15 protein-coding genes are annotated in these 18,197 nt (G+C 53.2%); 4 read left to right on the top strand and 11 right to left on the bottom strand.

From position 1 onward, the window contains the following. Positions 1–257: 257 nt before the first annotated feature. From ABC395_RS03570 to rpoD, 3 genes are all read right to left on the bottom strand, one after another. Positions 258–1,448, bottom strand: a complete 1,191-nt coding sequence (locus ABC395_RS03570; protein WP_413000756.1) for a DHH family phosphoesterase — start codon at positions 1,446–1,448, stop codon at positions 258–260. Positions 1,449–1,658: 210 nt separating this feature from the next. Beyond that, a complete protein-coding gene (locus ABC395_RS03565; protein ID WP_413000755.1) occupies positions 1,659–1,898 on the bottom strand; it encodes a hypothetical protein in 240 nt (79 codons plus the stop codon). A 21-nt stretch (positions 1,899–1,919) separates the two neighbouring features. Beyond that, positions 1,920–2,831 carry an RNA polymerase sigma factor RpoD gene (gene rpoD / locus ABC395_RS03560; protein ID WP_196809670.1) on the bottom strand — a complete coding sequence of 304 codons (912 nt, stop codon included), beginning with the start codon at positions 2,829–2,831 and terminating at the stop codon, positions 1,920–1,922. Between the two features lie 402 nt (positions 2,832–3,233). Here rpoD and ABC395_RS03555 point away from each other — a divergent pair, with 402 nt between their 5' ends. Then, the gene (locus ABC395_RS03555; RefSeq protein ID WP_413000753.1) at positions 3,234–4,736 is read left to right on the top strand and encodes a sensor domain-containing diguanylate cyclase; all 1,503 of its coding nucleotides are present in this window, start codon (positions 3,234–3,236) and stop codon (positions 4,734–4,736) included. Between the two features lie 188 nt (positions 4,737–4,924). Here the strand turns inward: ABC395_RS03555 and ABC395_RS03550 are convergent, their stop codons facing one another. From ABC395_RS03550 to ABC395_RS03540, 3 genes are all read right to left on the bottom strand, one after another. Further along, positions 4,925–7,510, bottom strand: a complete 2,586-nt coding sequence (locus ABC395_RS03550) for an Ig-like domain-containing protein (RefSeq protein WP_413006679.1) — start codon at positions 7,508–7,510, stop codon at positions 4,925–4,927. A gap of 399 nt (positions 7,511–7,909) precedes the next feature. After that, positions 7,910–8,944: an S-layer homology domain-containing protein gene (locus ABC395_RS03545; RefSeq protein WP_413000751.1), complete on the bottom strand. Its 1,035-nt coding sequence runs from the start codon at positions 8,942–8,944 to the stop codon at positions 7,910–7,912. A gap of 180 nt (positions 8,945–9,124) precedes the next feature. Beyond that, complete coding sequence (locus ABC395_RS03540) at positions 9,125–9,340, bottom strand: hypothetical protein (RefSeq protein WP_413000749.1); 216 nt, start codon at positions 9,338–9,340, stop codon at positions 9,125–9,127. 327 nt (positions 9,341–9,667) lie between these two features. Between ABC395_RS03540 and ABC395_RS03535 the strand changes: the two genes are divergently transcribed. After that, positions 9,668–10,267 carry a general stress protein gene (locus ABC395_RS03535; RefSeq protein WP_413000747.1) on the top strand — a complete coding sequence of 200 codons (600 nt, stop codon included), beginning with the start codon at positions 9,668–9,670 and terminating at the stop codon, positions 10,265–10,267. 141 nt (positions 10,268–10,408) lie between these two features. On the opposite strand, the gene ABC395_RS03530 is transcribed toward ABC395_RS03535, so the two are convergent. From ABC395_RS03530 to ABC395_RS03510, 5 genes are all read right to left on the bottom strand, one after another. Then, positions 10,409–12,106: a leucyl aminopeptidase gene (locus ABC395_RS03530; RefSeq protein WP_413000745.1), complete on the bottom strand. Its 1,698-nt coding sequence runs from the start codon at positions 12,104–12,106 to the stop codon at positions 10,409–10,411. Positions 12,107–12,274: 168 nt separating this feature from the next. Continuing rightward, positions 12,275–13,633 (bottom strand): ATP-binding protein, encoded by a 1,359-nt coding sequence (locus ABC395_RS03525; RefSeq protein WP_413000743.1) that lies wholly within the window; start codon positions 13,631–13,633, stop codon positions 12,275–12,277. Positions 13,634–13,987: 354 nt separating this feature from the next. Continuing rightward, positions 13,988–15,298 carry an anti-sigma factor domain-containing protein gene (locus tag ABC395_RS03520; RefSeq protein WP_413000741.1) on the bottom strand — a complete coding sequence of 437 codons (1,311 nt, stop codon included), beginning with the start codon at positions 15,296–15,298 and terminating at the stop codon, positions 13,988–13,990. Then, positions 15,291–16,112 (bottom strand): RNA polymerase sigma factor SigI, encoded by an 822-nt coding sequence (gene sigI, locus ABC395_RS03515; RefSeq protein ID WP_413000739.1) that lies wholly within the window; start codon positions 16,110–16,112, stop codon positions 15,291–15,293. The genes ABC395_RS03520 and sigI overlap by 8 nt, the downstream gene beginning before the upstream one ends. 421 nt (positions 16,113–16,533) lie before the next feature. After that, positions 16,534–16,959, bottom strand: a complete 426-nt coding sequence (locus tag ABC395_RS03510) for a hypothetical protein (protein WP_413000737.1) — start codon at positions 16,957–16,959, stop codon at positions 16,534–16,536. A 321-nt stretch (positions 16,960–17,280) separates the two neighbouring features. Between ABC395_RS03510 and ABC395_RS03505 the strand changes: the two genes are divergently transcribed. Then, positions 17,281–17,496, top strand: a complete 216-nt coding sequence (locus tag ABC395_RS03505) for a hypothetical protein (RefSeq protein ID WP_413000735.1) — start codon at positions 17,281–17,283, stop codon at positions 17,494–17,496. A gap of 246 nt (positions 17,497–17,742) precedes the next feature. Beyond that, entirely contained in the window at positions 17,743–18,195 is a 453-nt protein-coding gene (locus ABC395_RS03500; RefSeq protein WP_413000733.1) for a DUF4912 domain-containing protein, read from the top strand. Positions 18,196–18,197: the final 2 nt, after the last annotated feature.

The following is an 18,197-nucleotide window of genomic DNA, read 5'->3' as shown; positions in this document are numbered from 1 at the left end:
AGCCTTCTCCCCTTTCCAAAAAAGTTTACGGACGGCCCAGCAGTAAAGCCCAATCACGAAGTTTTCCCGTCCGTTTGTGTACCTCTTACCCCCGATGTTTGCACCGTAATCCCTTTAAAGCCGTTTACCTTTAACGGCGGCGGTATTTCGCCGCATGGACGATTCACGGCATCCGTCTTTTTTTCACGCAAAAAAAGACATACCTCCGGAGGTATGCCCTTTGTCGCCTGCAGCGGCCTTCTGCCCGGCCGCACGGCTCAAACTTGCTTCCTGAAATGCTTCATCAGAAATTTCACGAACACTTCATCGCGGACCAGCCACGCGGCGTAATGCCGTTTAATAAAACGCTCGGCTTCCTCGTATGTTTCATACGAAGCGTCGACTTCTTCGCCGTTAATTTCCATCTTCCACTTTCCGTCAAAGGGATAGAGGAAAAACCGCGTGTCGCTGCGCCCTTCGTACAGCGTTCCGAAGCTGCTGTTTTTGACGTTGTAGTAGTTGCGGAACGCGTCCGTACGGATCGGCTCGACGGAGAACGGCTCGGCCACATAGGCCGGATATACCTCGTCGGTCAACGAGCAGCCGGAAGCCTTCGCATGTCCGCCGCCGCCGTAGCGCCCCGCCACCTGGGAAACATCCACGTGATCGTGGATGGTCCGGAAGCTGACGCGCTTGCCGCCCATATTCAAAATCGCGATATAGTCCAGATGCGGGTATTCCTTGCCCAGCTCGTTGCCCAGCTCGGAATGGTACGATTCCGCGTGAACGATGCCTACGCAGTAATCGTGAATAAAGGTCTGGACGATTTCCCGGCGTTTTCTCCGGATATAGCGCTCTATCTTACTCTCTTCCATATCGAGAATTTTTTCTTCGAAATCGTCGAAAGCGAACGGCTCGCTCCCCAGGAGGCGGGGCACCATCTTTTCCTCGAATTCGTCGATGGACACGAGGTAGAACAAATCGTTCAGCCGCTTGGCCTGCCCGTTGCCGTTCGCCTCCCATTCCCAGGTGTCGTACTGGCGGACGAGCTCGACGAATTCATCCAGCGCCGGGGTCGCTTTCAAAAACCCGTTGCGCAGCAGATGCTCGTAAAAGAGCGACGTGGCGGAAGCAAGCCTGCCGTCGGGGTACGCCACCGTAACCGCCGCCCACGGGTATGCATTGAAGTGCAGCGCCGTCTTATGGTGGTCGATCATGCTGATTTTGCCGCCGGCCTGCGCGTATTCGCTCAGCTCCTGCTCATTCTGCTCATTAACCGACAAATCCGTTATGTAGAGGTACTCGTTCTTGATTTTTCCCTGCCGGGCAAGCTCCAGAAACTTCTGAACCTGCACGTTCAGCCCTTCCACGGAATTGTACCGGACCTCGGCTTCTTCACCGAACGCACATTTGGCCAGAATGCCGCAGCCTACTCCGTCCAGGTCGTTATGTGTATACAAATGAATCATCGGGCTCTGACTCCTTGCCGTTAATTTCCCGCCCGCGCCGGGCGGGTTGAATCCCTGCTAATTTTTCCACAGAACGGCCGGACTATGCAACCCTCTTTCTTGCGCTCCATCAAAAAAGGCATCTCCGCCGGGTGAATACCGCGCTTCGCGCGAGTACCCAACCGGGGGAAATGCCCTGCCGGAACGGCTCTGTTCAATCGTTGTTTTGCTTCAGTTGGCCGGCTCCTTGCCGGATAAATCCCGCCACTTCACGACGAACTCGCTGTGAAACGCTTCGCCCTTGTATTCGCTGTGCTCCTCGAGAGCGTTCCCGCATTCGCAGGAAATTTGATCGGCTCCGTAATTGTCCGTACCGAACACGATGCGCTCATCCCGGAAAGCACGCTGGCCGGGCACCACTTTATGTTCTTCCCCGCAGTTCAGACAGCGGATGACAAACCCTGCAGTCATGCCTTTTCATCTCCCATGCTCTTATGATTCGTCCAGAAAATCCTTCAATCGTTTGCTGCGGCTCGGATGTCTTAGCTTACGCAGGGCTTTCGCCTCGATCTGGCGGATTCTTTCGCGGGTGACGCCGAATACCTGGCCGACTTCTTCCAGCGTGCGGGTACGCCCGTCGTCGAGTCCGAAACGCAGGCGCAGCACGTTCTCTTCCCGCTCGCTCAGCGTATCGAGCACGTCCTCCAGCTGCACCTTCAGCAGCTCGAACGCGGCGGCGTCGGCCGGAGCCATCGCGTCCTGATCCTCGATGAAATCTCCCAGATTCGTGTCGCTTTCTTCGCCGACAGGGGTCTCAAGCGAAACCGGCTCCTGGGCGATCTTCATAATTTCGCGCACCTTCTCCACGCTGAGCTCCATCTCTTTGGCGATCTCCTCCGGAGCGGGCTCCCGCCCGAGATCCTGGAGAAGCTCCCGGGACACGCGGCTCAGCTTGTTGATCGTTTCCACCATATGAACGGGAATACGGATCGTCCGCGCCTGGTCGGCGATAGAGCGGGTGATGGCCTGACGGATCCACCAGGTCGCATACGTACTGAATTTATATCCCTTGGTATAGTCGAATTTCTCGACGGCCTTCATCAATCCCATATTGCCTTCCTGGATCAGATCGAGGAACAGCATGCCGCGTCCCGCATATCTTCTCGCAATGCTGACGACCAGACGCAAATTCGCTTCCGCCAGAATCCGCTTCGCTTCCTCGTCTCCCTGTTCGATCCTCTTGGCGATATTGACTTCCTCCTCAGCCGAAAGAAGCCCGACACGTCCGATTTCTTTCAGATACATACGTACGGGATCATCCATGCGGATACCATGCGGCAAAGACAGGTCATCCTGCTGCCCGCCCTGCTCCGCTTCCCGGGAGTCGTCTTTTCCCGGTTTCATAAACGGATCTAGTACCGGTTGGAATTGTTGTCCTGCCTCTGTTCCTGTTTGTTGATCTTTTGTCATATGCTCAGCCCCCTGCTTCCCGAAACCGGAATCACGTCCAGTGCATTGTCGTTCTCTTCGTCTGCACCCGCCAAAGCCCCGGGTAATGACCGCAACTGCAATCGCTATAATTATGAGTATTGACACCAAGATGAAATTATGATATATTGTAAATATCTAACTTAAAAATAAGTACTTGTGATTTTATCACAACTTTCCTTTAAATTCAAGCCCTTTTTCACTTTCCGTGGAAAAGGGCTTTTCTATTTTTTTCTTCTCGTAAATCCGCCGAAAAAAGAATCGGCCTTTCCGCATTTTGTGATAAAATGATTCATATTGTATAGCAGATAAAGAAGGATGAGTACTTTGCGAGAATTGATCTTTCCCTCCAAACAGACCGGTGATTCGCTGCTTTTCGCCCAGTCCCATCACGGACACTTGCTTCACCGGATCAAACTGGTTTCCATACTGCTTATTGCCGTCTATCCGTATTACTTCTACGCGGATTTCTTTCTATACCGGGACGTTCCCGACGAGGCTTACAGGTACGGCTCTATCGGCATTCACCTGCTGAGTATGCTGATCTCGGTCCTGTTCCTCGTTCTCTACCGCCTGCATCGGAATCAGGCTGCCGCTTCGCGGACATTACGGCCGCCCCTCCTTGTTACTACTTATACGGCCCTCTATCTATTTATCGGCATGCTATCTGCGATCAACAGCCAAAGCCTGACCGGAAACGTAGACGCCTATATCATCATTCTGCTGAGCGCGGCCATTATCCTTCCCATTCACCCCAAGAATTTTTTGGTTATTCTATTAATTAACCATCCGGTGTTCCTAGTCCTTCTTTCTATGGCAAACAAAGACAAGTACTCTCTGCTTACGAAGGAAATCAATACGACCGCTACGGCGGGGATCGCTTTTTTTGTCGCCTTGACCTTGTATAATCTGAGAAAAAAAGATTTCACCAACACCCGTAAGCTTCAAGAGAACGAAATCCATTTCCGGAAGCTGTTCTCCGTCAATCCGTATCCGCTCGTTCTTTCCCGGATCCGGGACAATACCATCGTACAGCTAAACGCGGAAGCCGCAGAGTTTTTTCAAATCCCGCTGGACAGCGGCACGCCCGCCGATGCCTCCATCCTGTATCCCGGTACCCTGGAGAAAGATGAGATCATCCATGAGCTTCTGCAGAAAGACAGCATCAAGAACCTGATCTGCCAGCTGTCCGTATCGCCTCATTCCGAGAAATGGGTCATGATGAACTACGAGCTTATCGTATACGACAACGAGACATGCGTGCTCGCGGGAATTACGGACATTACGGAGCTGAAAAAAGCCGAGGCCGAGCTGGCGCGCTACGCGACTCTCGACGCCCTGACCGGTGTGCTGAACAGAGGTCATGGAATGACGCTTCTCCAGCAGGAGCTCGTCCAGTGCAGAGAACAGGGCCGCGAGCTGGCCGTCTGCTTCGTCGACATCAACAATTTGAAGGAAGTCAACGACCGTTACGGCCACGCCGAAGGAGATTCGCTCATTAACAAGGCGTGCGAAGTACTTCAGCGAAATCTGGAGCCGGAAGATTATCTATTCCGCTATGGAGGAGACGAATTCGTACTGGTCTTTCATACTCCGCCGGACGCCGCCAACCTCATCTGGAGCCGCATCCGCGAAGATCTGCTTACGCTTAGCCGGGAACCGGACAGTCCTTTTCCCGTTTCCGTCAGCCACGGTTTCTTTCATATAGGGCCGGACACGGACATGTCCGCCGCCGAAGTGATCGAAGCCGCAGATAAAGAAATGTATATTGAGAAACACTCGTACAAAAAAAATCTGTCCCCGCTCCCGGATAGATTGTAACCGCCTCCCTTCTTTGATTTTGTTTCCGATCTTGTTTCCGATCTTGTTTCCGATCTTGTTTCCGATCTGTCTCCGTTCGGCCTTGTCCGGCTTTTTCCCGCCGGCTGAGAACGGGGATTTTTTATTTAAGCTCCACCCTTCGCGGGACAAAAAAAGGACCTGCGTCCGCAGATCCTTTTTTCCGATGCTTAGTTGACCGTTACGTAAACCTTGGTCGATTTTTTGGCATATGTCACGGTAATCGTGGCTTTGCCTTTGCCGGTTGCCCGGATAACGCCGTCTTTCACGTCCGCTACGCGGATGTTGGAAGATTTCCACAACGCCTGGACGGATGCGTCCTGCTCGGACAGATCCTCAAACGTTGCCGTAGCCTTCACTTTCGCCGTAGCTCCCGCTTTCAGCTCCAAGGTAACCTTGTCGGTTTGCAAATATTTCAATTTGTCCACATCGACAGGAATCGAAATGCTTTTGCCGCCGAACGTTGCGGAGACTGTCGTGGTTCCCGCGCTGACGCCCGTTATTTTGCCTGCGTTCACGTCCGCGATTTTGTAGTTGCTGGACTTCCAGAGAACGCTCGAAGTGACGTCTTTCTTGCTGCCGTCCGACAGGGTAGCCGTCACCTTAATCTGGACGCTCGAGCCGGATTTGGTGGACACGAAGCGCTTGTCCACTTCAAGGGAAGAAACGACGCCGATTTCGACCGGAATCGTAACCGTCTTGCCGCCGTACTTCGCGGTGATCGTCGCTTTGCCGCGGGAAACCGGAGTCACGAGACCGTTATCTACCGTAGCGACTGCCGCGCTGCTGGACGTCCATTCAGCTTCTTTCGTCACGTCTTTAGGCGTACCGCTGCCATCCGTGCTCGTAAGAGTGATCAGCTTGTTCTCGCCGAGATCGAAATTCAGGAACGACGGGTTCGCCGTCAGCTTGTCCGCCATATCGACTTGAATTTTGAACGTAACCGTCTTGTTATTGAAAGTGGCCGTAACGGTCGTTTCGCCGGAAGCGACAGCCGTTACCAGACCGGCATCTACGGTCGCCGCTTTCTCATTGGAACTCGTCCAGGCCGCTTCTTTCGTCACATCTTCTTTCGTGCCGTCCGTATACGTCGCCGTCAGGTCCAGCACTTGAGTACCGGCTTTTTTCAATGAAATAGTAGTCTTGCTGCCCGTAGTCAACGTTTTCAGAACCCCTACGGATACTTGAACGACAGCCGTTCTCGTCCCGTATTTCGCCGTCACCGTCGCGGCACCTGTGCCTACGCCGGTAATTACGCCTTTACGTACTTCCGCGATGTCCGCGGCGCTGGAAGTCCAGTCGGCTTTATCCGTTACATCTTCCACCTTGCCGTCGCTGTAAATGGCGTTCAGCGTTACCTTCTCGTAGCTGCCTACTTGGAAGTTAACGGTCTTCGTGCTTGCTTTGATCGTGTTCGGAATATCGACCGACACTTTAACGGTGACGGTTTTGCCGCCGTAAGTCGCGGTTACGTTAGCTTCTCCGGCTTTACGTGCGGTTACTTTGCCGTCCGTCACGCTGACAACCGCTTCGTTGTCGACCGACCATTTGGCTTCGTCCGCCACGTCTTCCTTCGTATCGTCGGCATAGGTCGCCCAGAGGACGATCTGCTCCTCTTTGCCGGTTTGCAGGAACAGAGGCTCCTTCTCGGCTTCCAGACGCTTCGGAACATCCACGTCTACGACGACCGATACGGTTTTCGTGCCGTATTTGGCCGTAACCGTCACTTCGCCCGTAGCATTCGCGAAGAGCTTGCCTTTGACGACGCTGACGATATTCTCGTTACTGGAAGTCCAGTCCGCGCGTGCCGTAATATCATCGGAGCTTCCGTCGGCATAAGTCGCTTTCAGAGTCAGCTGCTCCGAGCCGTTTTTCTTCAGCAGAACCGTTTCCTTGCCCAGATCCAGCTTAATGGCGTTGTCCACGTCTACCTTGATAACAGCGGACTTCGTGCCGTAGCTTGCCTTGATCACGGCTTTACCCGGTCCGTATCCGGTTACTTTGCCTTTCAGGACATCCGCCACATCCGGGTTGTCGGATTCCCACTCGGCGATGTCCGAAACATCCTCGGAAGTGCCGTCGGGATAAGTCGCGATCAGAGTGATCGCTTCCGAATCTTTCAGAAGCATGGAAATCTGCGATTTATCGGGATCTACCCGTTTCGCGATTTCGATGCTGACCGGAACGGAAACGGTCTGGTTGTTATATTTTGCGGATACGATCGCAGTACCCGAGCTTTGACCCGTAACGAGACCGTTGACTACCGTAGCCACGGAACCGTTGTCGATGTTCCATTCGGCCTTCTTCGTTACGTCTTCGTTCGTACCGTCGTCGTAATAGGCGGTAAGTTTGATTTGTTCGGATTTGCCTTTGCGCAAATCAATCGTTTGTACGTCTTTAATGAGAGAACGGACATGCTTGCTTACCGTCACGTTGACGATAACCGTTTTCCCTTTATGAGTGGCCGTAATGACGGCTTTGCCTTCTTTCTTCGCCGTAACCGATCCCGCATACACGGATGCGATATCCGGAGAACCCGAGGTCCAGTCGGTTTTAACCGTAACATTCTCGGTTGCGCCGCTGTCGTAAACCGCGGTTGCCGTAAGGGAAGCGGTGCCGCCTACCTCCAGCGAAAGTTCGTTTTTGTTCAGCACCAGGCTGGTCACTTCCAAGGCCATCGCGCTCATCGCGCCGAAGCTGCCCGTTACCAGAGTCAAGGTAAGGAATAAAGCCAAAATCCTCATTGCCCGCATCATTTCATCTCCTAGTCTTTGTTCTTGTTGGACAGCCATCCGGAAACCTGCTTACAAAGCCGTCCTTCCTCAGCTGTTCAAAAAGCTGACCTTCTTTTCGTGCCGAACCCGAACTTAATTTCGACGTCCTTGTCGGTACCTGGAAAATATGATCCCCCTTTTAGGTCAATGGCGTTCGCCCGGCAGAAACGGTAACTTCCGATCAAGCGTTCATTAACGCTCGGCTGGCGATTTACCCATTTGTTGGAATCACCTCTTCTAATATCGACAAAAGGCAGCCAAATGTTTAGCCTCTATCTCCATAAACTATCGATCGTGCAGAAAATTTCCGTCCCTTCCCCAGCCCGGGCAAATAAAAAAGAGATTCATGAAATGAATCTCTCTTCGGGTAACGTTCCGCTCTTATTTGTTTTTGTGCTTTTCGAACAAATCATGCAGCTTGCCCGCCGCCTCGTTATACGGCTGGATGCCTCCGTTATCGACGTGGAAATAAAAATTTCCGTCCGCGAATCCCAGATAAGTGTTCTGATCTTTCACCATCAGGATTTGCTCCGATTGCTCCAAATAATAGTAAGTAGTGTCAAAGCCTTTGAAAACGGCCGCACCCGCCAGCTCGACATCGCCGGACCGGAGCTTTTCATCTATCGCTTTATACATGATTTTGGATGTCTTGCCTTCATAGTACGTGATGTAAAAGTTCTTATATTCATCCCCGATATCCCCGTCCAGCTCATCGCGCCCTTGCAGGAAGGGAGTTCCGAGTATGGCGGATACATCCTCCGTCTTCTGTTTGAGACGCAGTCCGTTCAGTACGAAAGCACCGGCCTCCACTCCGACAACCGGTTCGTCGAACCGCTTGCCGTACTTGCCCGTTTTCTCCATGACACGGTCGATCAGCACGGCCGCTTCCGCACGGGTAACCGGAGCTTCCAAGGCCAGATCGCCTTCGGCACGGCCCTGCAGGATGCCTTCCTTAACGCTAAGCGCCACGGCATCTTTATCCGGAACCGATTTAAATCTCCATTCCGGCTCAATGAGCTTGCTCACCATGCGCACGATTTCAAGGCGGGATGCGGGATTGAGCATCGTCTTCTCGAAAGCTTCGTCCACAAGGCCCAACTTCGTCTTCGCTTGATCCAAATAAGCCCCGTACCAGGCTGAGTAGCCGGCGAGATCCGGTTTATAAGACGGATCATTGGCCATCACGGCCATCTTGACGAACTGAACGCCCGTTACCTTCGCGCCCGGATCGAAAATTTTATCGGACACCCCGTCGATCACGTGCATCTGGGACGTGCTGATTAAACTGTCCTGCGCCCAGGGAACGCCGTCAATATCCTCGTAAAGCCAGTGAGCGGCCGCAGGCGATGCAGCCATCACAAGCATGAAGGCGGTTCCGGCGGACAATGCGCCTTTTTTCCAAAAAGACCGTTTCATCCTTATATTCCTCCTCGGTACTGATATGCAGCATCCCGCATAGGGTATGCAGTACTTTTCGCTGCAGAAGAGAAAGAATCCTCCCCTCAGCAAGAACGCAAAAAAGAAACTTTCGGACCCGAGTGGGTTCGTCCTCTCTTCCGGTTTCCCCCGAAGGATTACGGCCACCCCTTTCAATCCTTACCGCATCTTCCGCCCGTACACCACACGGGACCATAAAAACACCGCATTGCCTATAAGCAGAATCGTAAACTCCCAGCCTGTCTTCCCCGTGCTGATAAAATTATAGAGCCCCCAGGCAAGCAGAGCCGCCGTATAAAATACAAAGGCAATCTTCGCCGACTTGTCCGTCTGGTAGCGTTCCATTTCATCCGCTTTGCGCATTTTAAATTTCATAATCTTCTCCTCCCAGTGCATGCATGGCTGCCGATCTCCCCTAATCTTACCTTTAAAATGTCAAATACTTTTTACATCTATCATTATAAAAGAAGGGGCCGTAATGTCAAATCTTTTTTACATTTCAACATATGCTTCCGTAACAGAAAACGCCGCGTGCACTGCCTCCTCCGCTATCCAAAATTGAAGCGTTAATATATGGAAACGTCCGTAAGTTATCCTCAACCCGTTTACGGACGGCATCTGCGGGGTAAGGATATGCTGTAACCGGAACAAAGCTTAAGCGAAATGAAGAAACAGGCACTAAACCTGAGGAGGTAGTTCAAAATGGATAAGAAAATTGTTGGTGTTTTCGATACAGAAAGAGAAGCTATTCAAGCGATCGATGGTCTTAAACAGCAAGGTTTCCATGCCGATGACATCTCCGTAATTGCCAAAGATAAACAAGATTCAGCCGATATTTTAAATGAAACCGGCACGAAAGCGCCGGAAGGCGTCGCAACGGGCGCAGCTACGGGAGGCGTGCTCGGCGGTGTGACCGGCCTGCTAGCCGGTATCGGCGCACTCGCCATTCCTGGCGTCGGCCCCTTCATCGCGGCGGGACCGATTGCCGCTACATTGACGGGCGCCGCTGTCGGAGCGGGCGCGGGCGGTCTTGTGGGCGGCCTGGTAGGCATGGGCATCCCCGAGGATGAAGCCCAGCAGTATGACAACTATGTCAACGACGGCAAAATCCTCGTCCTCGTCGATTCCGATGCAGAACGCGACGCTCATGTTTACGATACGTTCCGCACGAACCGTTCCCTGAACGCGTCCTCTTACGACGATCAAGTATTCCGCGATACGGATACTCCGGCGTATGACGTCAATTCCGGCCTGCCTTACAACGGGACGGCTGACGATATCGACCGTTCCCGCCGTCTGTAAGAACGGGATGCCGGATAACTGCACCTTCCTTTATAAAATAAATGCAAAGACCCGATCCTTCTTAGGATCGGGTCTTTTATTTTAAAGGATTAGCCCGGGTAGACCGCTCATACTTGTCCGTCCTATCCTTGAATCAGCTCTTCAAAGGCCCCGGCATATGTATTCGGCCAGCGTACGCACCATAGCTCCTGTGCCGCCCTTCGGATCGACTCCGCGCTCCCCCCAAAGCCATGCCGTACCGCCCGTATCCAAATGGATCCACGGCTTGTTTTCGGTGAACGCCTCGATAAACGAGCCGCCCATGATCGCTCCCGCCCATTTATGGGCGGCGGCGTTTTTAATATCGGCGACCGAGCTGCGCAGCATTTCCCGGTATTCGGGGAAGTTCGGCAGCTGCCACACCTTTTCACCCGCTTGTATGGAAGCTTGAAGAACGGAAGCGAGGAAGGCGTCGTCGTTCGTCTGGGCACCGGTAGCGACATCGGCGAACGAGACGAGAACCGCGCCCGTCAGCGTAGCGATGTCGATCAGACGGGTCGCCCCTTTCTCAATGGCGTACGTGACACCGTCCGCAAGGATAAGACGCCCCTCCGCGTCCGTGTTCAGCACTTCGACTGTCCGGCCGCTTAACGTCGTAATAACATCGCCCGGACGCATCGCCGTTCCGGAAGGCATATTCTCGGCGGCCGGTATGACAATTCGCAGATTGATTCGCGGTTTAAGACGGCCCACCACAATCAGCAGCCCGAGCAGCACCGCGGCTCCGCCCATGTCGCTGATCATCTCTTCCATGCCGCCCGCAGGCTTGATGGAAATACCGCCGGTGTCAAAGGTGACGCCTTTGCCGACAAGACCCAGCACCTCGTCCGACGACGGATCACCGTCATAGCTCAGCGTGATCATGCGCGGCGGATTCGCGCTGCCGAGGCCCACGGCCGCGAGCGCTCCCATGCCGCGCTCCACAATCGCCTGCTCATCCAGCACCTCGCAGGCGATTCCGAACTGCCCGGCCAGCTTCTCCGCTTCCTCCGCAAGGTCGGAAGGAAGCAGCAAATTGCCGGGCAGGTTCGTCAGGTCGCGCGCATAGTTCGTCGCGACAGCATACGCTTCGGCGGCGCCGACCGCCGCCTGCAGCTCTTCCGCGTTCAGCATGTCCCGCTGAACGAACAATTGCGCCGCGGCCAGTTCCTGCCGCGGCTTCGCCTCCCGCGCGTACGTCGCGATGCGGTACGCGCCGAGCAGCAGCCCTTCCGCGACGGTGAACACCGCCGAGGCGGAAGACGCCGCGCCGTTGCCCCGCGGTGCTGGCTCGCGGCCTGCCGCCGTCCGCGCATCCGCTCCGCTCGTGCTCTGCTGCTCCGCGTGGACGCCGTCAACGCTAGCGGCCTTCACCGCCGCAGCGCCGGCGCCGCCTTCCGCCTGAGCCGCAAGCGGAGCGGCATACGTCCCGCCGCGCGGAGGCTCGGCCGGGAAGGCCCCCTCCGGCAGCAGCACGGCCAGGCGGCCCAACCCGAGCCGCTGCGCCTCCCGGGCCGCTTGTACGGCGGCCAGCCGCAGCGTGTCGCGTCCCGCCGGCGCCGCACCGAGACCGGCTGCGATCACATACGGCGCAGCCAGGCGGCCGTAGGCCGGAAGCACGGTGACTTCCCCGGCGCTTCCTTGGAAGCGTCCGGCCCGCTTCAGCCGTTCAAGCTCGGCCAGGAGCTCCTGCGGCAAGTCCGGCAGGCTCCCCGTTTCTCCCTCAGTCGTGAAAAACAGCAGGGCATCCGCATCCGCCGAGGCCCATCCGCCGTTTTCCGCGATCGTAATTTTCGTAGTTGTCGTATAGTCCGCTCTCATCAAAAATTCAGCTCCTCTCATGCCTCCCGAGGCAATTGTTTCCCATCGGGCCGCGTTTGCAGTATTCCCGTTCTAAATAGGCAAAACTCCCTCAGGCCGGCGGGTTTACCTGCACATCGTCAGCGGGGAGCATAGGGTTATTCTTTTCTATTGTAATACACGGGGGCATCAGTTTAAAGGGAGCTGGATCCGGAAGCTAGTCCCCTCTCCCACCTCGCTTTCCACATGAATGACGCCGCCGTGGTTTTTGATGATACGGTAGCAGACGGAGAGGCCGAGGCCGGTTCCGTCTTCCTTTGTCGTGAAGAAGGGATCGAATAACTTTGAAAGCGTTTTCTGATCCATTCCTCTTCCGTTGTCCTCTATGTAAATCCATACCTGATGATCCACTTTGATGGTCCGGATGCGAATAAGCCCATGCTCTTTCTGTCCGTCGGACATCACTTCTATGGCATTTTTAACAATGTTGAGCAGTACCTGCTTGATCTGCTTCACATCTACCCATACGTACAAATTCGGGTCCGATTCGCTCAACTGGATATCGCAGCCTTTTAACAGAGCCTCGCTCTCGAACAGCAGCACGACTTCCTTGATAAGCGAAGCGATCTGAATCTTCTGCTTCACCGGAGCCGTCGGCTTGGACGAATTTAAAAATTCAAAAATGATATCGTTGGCCCGGTCGATTTCACTTAAAATAATATCCGCGTAATCCTGTTTGCCCAAGCGGAGCAGCTCCGGCTGCAAAAGCTGAATAAACCCGCGGATTGAAGTAAGCGGATTGCGGATTTCGTGAGCGATGGAAGCCGCGATTTTGCCCAGCATAGCCAGCTTGTCGTTATAATAGACGGATTGCTCGATCCGCTTGAAGTCGGTCACGTCCTTGACGGAAATGAGAATGTCCCCGTCCAGCTCTTCATCATACTTGGCCGTCACCAGAAAATGCTGGCCCTTCTCGTCAATCACTTCCTGAAAGGGCAGCCTGTACACGAACATCTCCCGGTGAAGCTTGATCAGAAGCTTACGCATCCCTCTCGACAGCTTCCGCAGGCGGACCAGCTCGTAGAACGTCCGTCCGATCATGCTTTTGCGGGGCAGACCCAGAAACTGGCCCAGCTTTACGTTGGCAAACGAAAGAAAGCCCTCCTGATCGAACAACGCTATTCCGCTGTCCATATGCTGGAGCACGTTCTCATACTTGCTGTTGGCCGACTGGAACGAAGAGTCCTGCATCAATTTGCCGGTAAAGCCTCTTGACGAATCTTTAACGGCCTGCCCGTGCTGCGGCGTACAAAAGGAGATCACTTCACTAAGAATTTGGAACGATTGCTGATAATACAGCACAGCATCTTCAGGTCCGGCAGGGAGGATTAACTCCCGCATGCATCTATCATGCAGAAGAGTTACCTCTTCCGGCAGCATAGTGGAGATAAACGGCTTGAGGGTGCTGGAATAAGAGCGGGCTTCCTCCGGTCCGCTTTGCATCAATACTTGCAAAACTTGCAGATACATCGTTCGGATATCCGGCATGTGACTCCTCCTAGATTATGCGTGGGGTTGTGTACCCGGCACGACGACACTTTTCGTCAAAAATCAAGGTTTTTTCGTCATTATCTTACATTTCCTCGCGATTTTGTTAATTATCGGAATCTCACTCATTGTAACATAGGAAGTTTAAAATTACGATACGATTTGGAGCGTAAAGAGAGGAAAATGTAAGATCCCGCCTTAAACACGGCAGCGTCCGCCGTCGGCCGTTTTTTGCTGCCTGTCCGGATGCAAGAGCCAAATAACCCCGCGGGCAGCGGGGTTATCTTTTCCTATCGGGCCTATTTCAGTCCGCCTGTGTGTTGTTCGTTCAGGCAATGAAAAACGGACATGCGCTCAGCCGATTTTATAATAAGCCTGCCCGTCTTTGAACGGAATCCGGAAAGAGTGTCCGTTCTTCCAGGAATCGCGGTCATCCCTGTCGTCGTCTTTCTCGTGATCCTTCTCTTTCTTTTCTCTTTCTTTCTGCTTCTCGCGTTCTTTCTCCCGCGCTTTTCTTTCTTTTTCTTCCTTTTCCTTCTGTTCCGCCTGTTTCCTCTTCATCTCTTCCTGAGCCCGCTTATATTCCCGTTCCACCTTTTGACGAAGCCATTCTTCCCGCGCGTTATCCGCATTGCCGCTGCCCGTATAGGTATTCTCCTTCTTCGGGGTCGGAGTAGGTACGGGCGTCTTCTGGGTTCCGGGGGATTTGCCGCCCGTATTCGCCGTGTTTCCTGCAGAATTGTTCGGAGGCGTGGGTGTCGGCGTAGGAACCGGTGTGTCGGAAGGAACCGGCTGATTCTTCTCTTCTTCGCCGGGAAGAGCCACGTTATCCTTGTTCCAGGAGCCTTCCTTTTCCATGGCCAGCCAATTTGTAAGGTTATCTTTATTAATAGGCTGGGTGCGGTTGTACAGCTTACCCATTCCGCCCATCTGCTTCGCCAGGGTGTAAATGGACATTTCGCGCAGCTGATCCAGGCTGATCTCGGTTCCCATACTTTTGGCGTTCAAATAAATGGCGTACTTGCCCGTGGACAGCTGATGCGTGCTCGCTTCCTTGCGCAGTTCCGGAGGCGCGGCGAAAGCCGCTACCGCATATTTGCTCATATCGGCATGTTTGGCGACCAGGTGGTCCGTTACCTGTTTCTCCATTTTGTCGGCCAGCAGAACGTCGCTCACCTTGCGTTCGTTGCCTACAACCGTACTCGATATGATAATATCCCCTTCGCCTTTAGCGAGCGGGCCCTGATCGAGCCAATCCAGTATGACGGATGCCGCCTGGGTAAGAGGCTTGCCCTCCACGTGAAGCGCCTTAGCCATCTGGGCGCCGTCCTGATTGAGCCCTCTGACTTCGCGTACGATTTCCGCATCGTCGAGCGCAAGCTCTACGCTCGGGTTGACGTCCATCGTCACGTAAGCCGCCACTTTTACCTGGGTGCCCATGTTTAATAAGCCGCCGATGAAGACAAAACAAATAATCGCGGCAGCCGCAAGCCCGGATGTCAGAACCAGGATCTGAGAACGTCCGAATCCCCCTGCCGATTTGTAACGGATTTCTTGTCCGACTTGGCAGTTGCGCCCTTTCTTGGAAATGCGCTCGAAACGCCCCTCCTCCGTCATGACAATGATGCTGTTTCCCTTCAGCTCCATGACGATGCCTTTACTCATATGCCTCTCTTCTTTCCTGGAAAGTTTGCTTTGATTGCTCTTTAAGTTGCAGATATTCTTTGAGATATGGATAGGAGCCGGTGTGTATGAGCGCTATGGCAATCAAATACTTTCGGTTACGTTCCAGCGTTTTGCGGGAGACGCTAACCTTACCCAGAAGTTCCTTGATAGGAAGCTGCTTTTTGCTAAGCAGAAGACGCATCAGTTCAGGGTCTTCGGAGAGGAGCTTACCGATCCCGAATAGCATGATACGAGAGTCTTCGTGCTTGGGAGAGGCATCGACCAAATCGGTAAATTGAATGGAGAAAACGGCAAGATTGCGGTTAAATTCCATAATTTCTCCGCGGCGTTCTTCTATGCCCTTCTGTTTCTCATACTGTTCCAGCGCTTGATGAATCTCAATGGGATTTACGTAATGATCTTCTTCGTCCTCCTGGTCAAACGCACTGTACGGAATCTGTCCCTTAAACCGCTGCTCCTTCCTCAAATAATCGATCAGTCTGCGGCGCATCACCGTCTCGGCAAAACCGAGAAACGAACGCCCCATGTCATGGGAGAACTGATTAATGGCTTCGTTAAACGCGGCTAAAGCAATACTAAATTCATCGTCTCTGGCAGGATCAATATATCTTTTGCAAAAGCGGCTTGCCACCTTGATGACAAACGGCTGGTAATCCGAGATAAACTGATTGCGCAGACGCAGGTCTCCCTGCTGTATTTTCTTCACAACCTCTTCAGGCTGCGGTGCGTTTTTTTGGTGGTGGCTGGACTGACGTTTGCTGCCGAATAACTTCTTAAACAGTACCAGAATCACTGTTCCACCTCACTTATACAATTCGATTTCCAGCAATTTCTTCGGGGGGTCAATCTTTGCTATTATAGCACAAGCTTTAATATCGGCGAAAAAGTTAAGTAATTTCACAGGAGTTTCTCAGAAAACAGAGCCGAATACCCCTCATCTTCTCAAAAAAAGCCGAAAATGCATAATTATATCCCAGCATAAGGCAACTAATGGTAGTATCAGGCAGAAAGGAGTGAAGCAAATGTTTCACAAAAAAGGGCTCGTTTCCGCCGCTGCCGTGAGTCTGCTTGTTTCGGGGAACTGTATAACTTGTTTGCACCCCGTTCTTCCAAAGCTTTTGCACAAAACAAAAAAGCCGGTCAGAGCCCTTCTCTGACCGGCTTTTTTCATATAAGACTATCATCTATATAAGTGCATTTACTTACTTCACGGCTTACGGGCTTTGAGGCGTACGGCCTTTCACAAGTTTGCTCCGGCGGCGGCTGAGCACCTGAAGGCGTTTTTTGAGCTGTTCCTCCCATGCGCCGTCTCCCAGAGACTTGGCGACCGAAAGCAAATCCAGTCCCATATCGATCTGATTCTGAACAATTTCCATCGGTTCCTCATCTTCGTGGTTCACGCAGTTCTCATAAATAGCCGGACCCTGCTTGCCTTCCACATAATCGATGAAATCAACCTCGGCGGCACCGTCTCCGTGCGCGTATTCGGCCAGCAGCTCATACTCGTTTTCTATCAAATGATGAACCTCAATCCGGTGGCAGACCGGACAGAAAAGAATCGGGACATTGTGAATGCTTGTTCGTATATGTTTAAGGGTCCCTTTCGACCCGATCATACTTGCACCGCAGCAAAAACTCATAATACTTCCCTCCCAAGGATCGTCCTGCAGACCTTCCCGGCCTGCGGAAGTGAATTTACGCATGTCGTTTGCATGTGATGCTTTATTTTACAACATTCCTATTCACCGGCACAAAGGAAAATTCCTCTTTTTCTAGTAAATTAGGCCTCGCACCATTCCGTTATTACAGGCGAAACCGAGAGCTTTCCTCTCTCGAAGACCAAGCCCGGCCGTGCTTCTAACACTAACAAAGCCCGCATAAAATCAGAGGAACAGGACTTCCCGGAACTGCTTTTAAGCAAACCGGAGTCCCTTTTACAACCAGATCGGAGGGACTGTGCAATGACGATTATTCCCATCATTTCTCGGCAGATCGCTTTTGCGAAATTCGAGAGCCGGACCGGTGATTTCTCGGTCTATTACCACACGGGAAAGGTGGAGAACTATACGGGTTTCGACCTGGAAGACATTCAAGCCCTGTGGGAATCCGCAAACCGTTACGATACACTGATGCGCCTGACGGAATCGCGCCGGCTTCCCCAGACCACCCCTAACTGAAAAAGACAGACCGGAGGTGAAATAACCGGCAGTGACCCGACATCGGGAAGCACGGGGCCTCATGCGCCGCCTGTATTCTCCGGCTGCCTCCCCTCAAAGATTGGGGGCTTCCTTCCGCTGTGCTACAATAGAACCAATCCAAACGACACGGCCTATGTCCGGCAAGGAAGAGAGGTATTTACTCTGCACGGTCCCCGTCCATTCCAATCCCCGCTGCTGCGGCCCAAACTCGGCAGTGTGCATCTTATGATTCAGCAGCAGACGGTTTTGTTTATTTACTGGTCGGCTTCACCCCGGCTGGCTTCCATAATCGCCGAGTACGGAACGGGAGCCGGTGAATGTCTGATAAGCGTCCGCTTAAGCGGATATTGCGAAGGCTCCGGCGAGGCAGTCGTTTATGAGGTCCGGACCTTTCCGCCGGCGGAAAATACCGGTTCCGCCTATATCCGCACAGAGAGCCGGAAGGGCTTTTGGCAGGCAGAGCTGGGCATGCTGAATGCGAACCGCGGCTTTCTCCCTTTCGTGAGGTCCGTTCCCGTATGTACGGGCGGCGGTCCCGCCGAAAATCCGTTTCCGGACGTGGAAAGACGACAAGCGGGGCATAAACAGGGCCCGTTTCCTCTTCTGCCGCTTGATTACGGCCTCTATTCTACTTACACGATCTATCCGCCGCCCAAACAGGAAGGAGAAAAGCCGTGAGC

The organism is Paenibacillus canaveralius (assembly GCF_047238265.1).
In the GTDB taxonomy this organism is placed as follows: Bacteria; Bacillota; Bacilli; order Paenibacillales; family NBRC-103111; genus Paenibacillus_F.
The sequence above is the reverse complement of the archived record's forward strand: the minus strand, read 5'-3'. Positions and strand labels throughout refer to the sequence as shown.

What these genes read in the sequence shown, in the direction of transcription:
- ABC395_RS03550 (WP_413006679.1), bottom strand. Translation starts at nt 7,510, where the DNA reads ATGATGCGGGCAATGAGGATTTTGGCTTTATTCCTTACCTTGACTCTG.
- ABC395_RS03565 (WP_413000755.1), bottom strand. Translation starts at nt 1,898, where the DNA reads ATGACTGCAGGGTTTGTCATCCGCTGTCTGAACTGCGGGGAAGAACAT.
- ABC395_RS03520 (WP_413000741.1), bottom strand. Translation starts at nt 15,298, where the DNA reads ATGAGTAAAGGCATCGTCATGGAGCTGAAGGGAAACAGCATCATTGTC.
- ABC395_RS03525 (WP_413000743.1), bottom strand. Translation starts at nt 13,633, where the DNA reads ATGCCGGATATCCGAACGATGTATCTGCAAGTTTTGCAAGTATTGATG.
- ABC395_RS03545 (WP_413000751.1), bottom strand. Translation starts at nt 8,944, where the DNA reads ATGAAACGGTCTTTTTGGAAAAAAGGCGCATTGTCCGCCGGAACCGCC.
- rpoD (WP_196809670.1), bottom strand. Translation starts at nt 2,831, where the DNA reads ATGAAACCGGGAAAAGACGACTCCCGGGAAGCGGAGCAGGGCGGGCAG.
- ABC395_RS03500 (WP_413000733.1), top strand. Translation starts at nt 17,743, where the DNA reads ATGATTCAGCAGCAGACGGTTTTGTTTATTTACTGGTCGGCTTCACCC.
- ABC395_RS03555 (WP_413000753.1), top strand. Translation starts at nt 3,234, where the DNA reads ATGAGTACTTTGCGAGAATTGATCTTTCCCTCCAAACAGACCGGTGAT.
- ABC395_RS03570 (WP_413000756.1), bottom strand. Translation starts at nt 1,448, where the DNA reads ATGATTCATTTGTATACACATAACGACCTGGACGGAGTAGGCTGCGGC.
- ABC395_RS03510 (WP_413000737.1), bottom strand. Translation starts at nt 16,959, where the DNA reads ATGAGTTTTTGCTGCGGTGCAAGTATGATCGGGTCGAAAGGGACCCTT.
- ABC395_RS03505 (WP_413000735.1), top strand. Translation starts at nt 17,281, where the DNA reads ATGACGATTATTCCCATCATTTCTCGGCAGATCGCTTTTGCGAAATTC.
- ABC395_RS03535 (WP_413000747.1), top strand. Translation starts at nt 9,668, where the DNA reads ATGGATAAGAAAATTGTTGGTGTTTTCGATACAGAAAGAGAAGCTATT.
- ABC395_RS03530 (WP_413000745.1), bottom strand. Translation starts at nt 12,106, where the DNA reads ATGAGAGCGGACTATACGACAACTACGAAAATTACGATCGCGGAAAAC.
- ABC395_RS03540 (WP_413000749.1), bottom strand. Translation starts at nt 9,340, where the DNA reads ATGAAATTTAAAATGCGCAAAGCGGATGAAATGGAACGCTACCAGACG.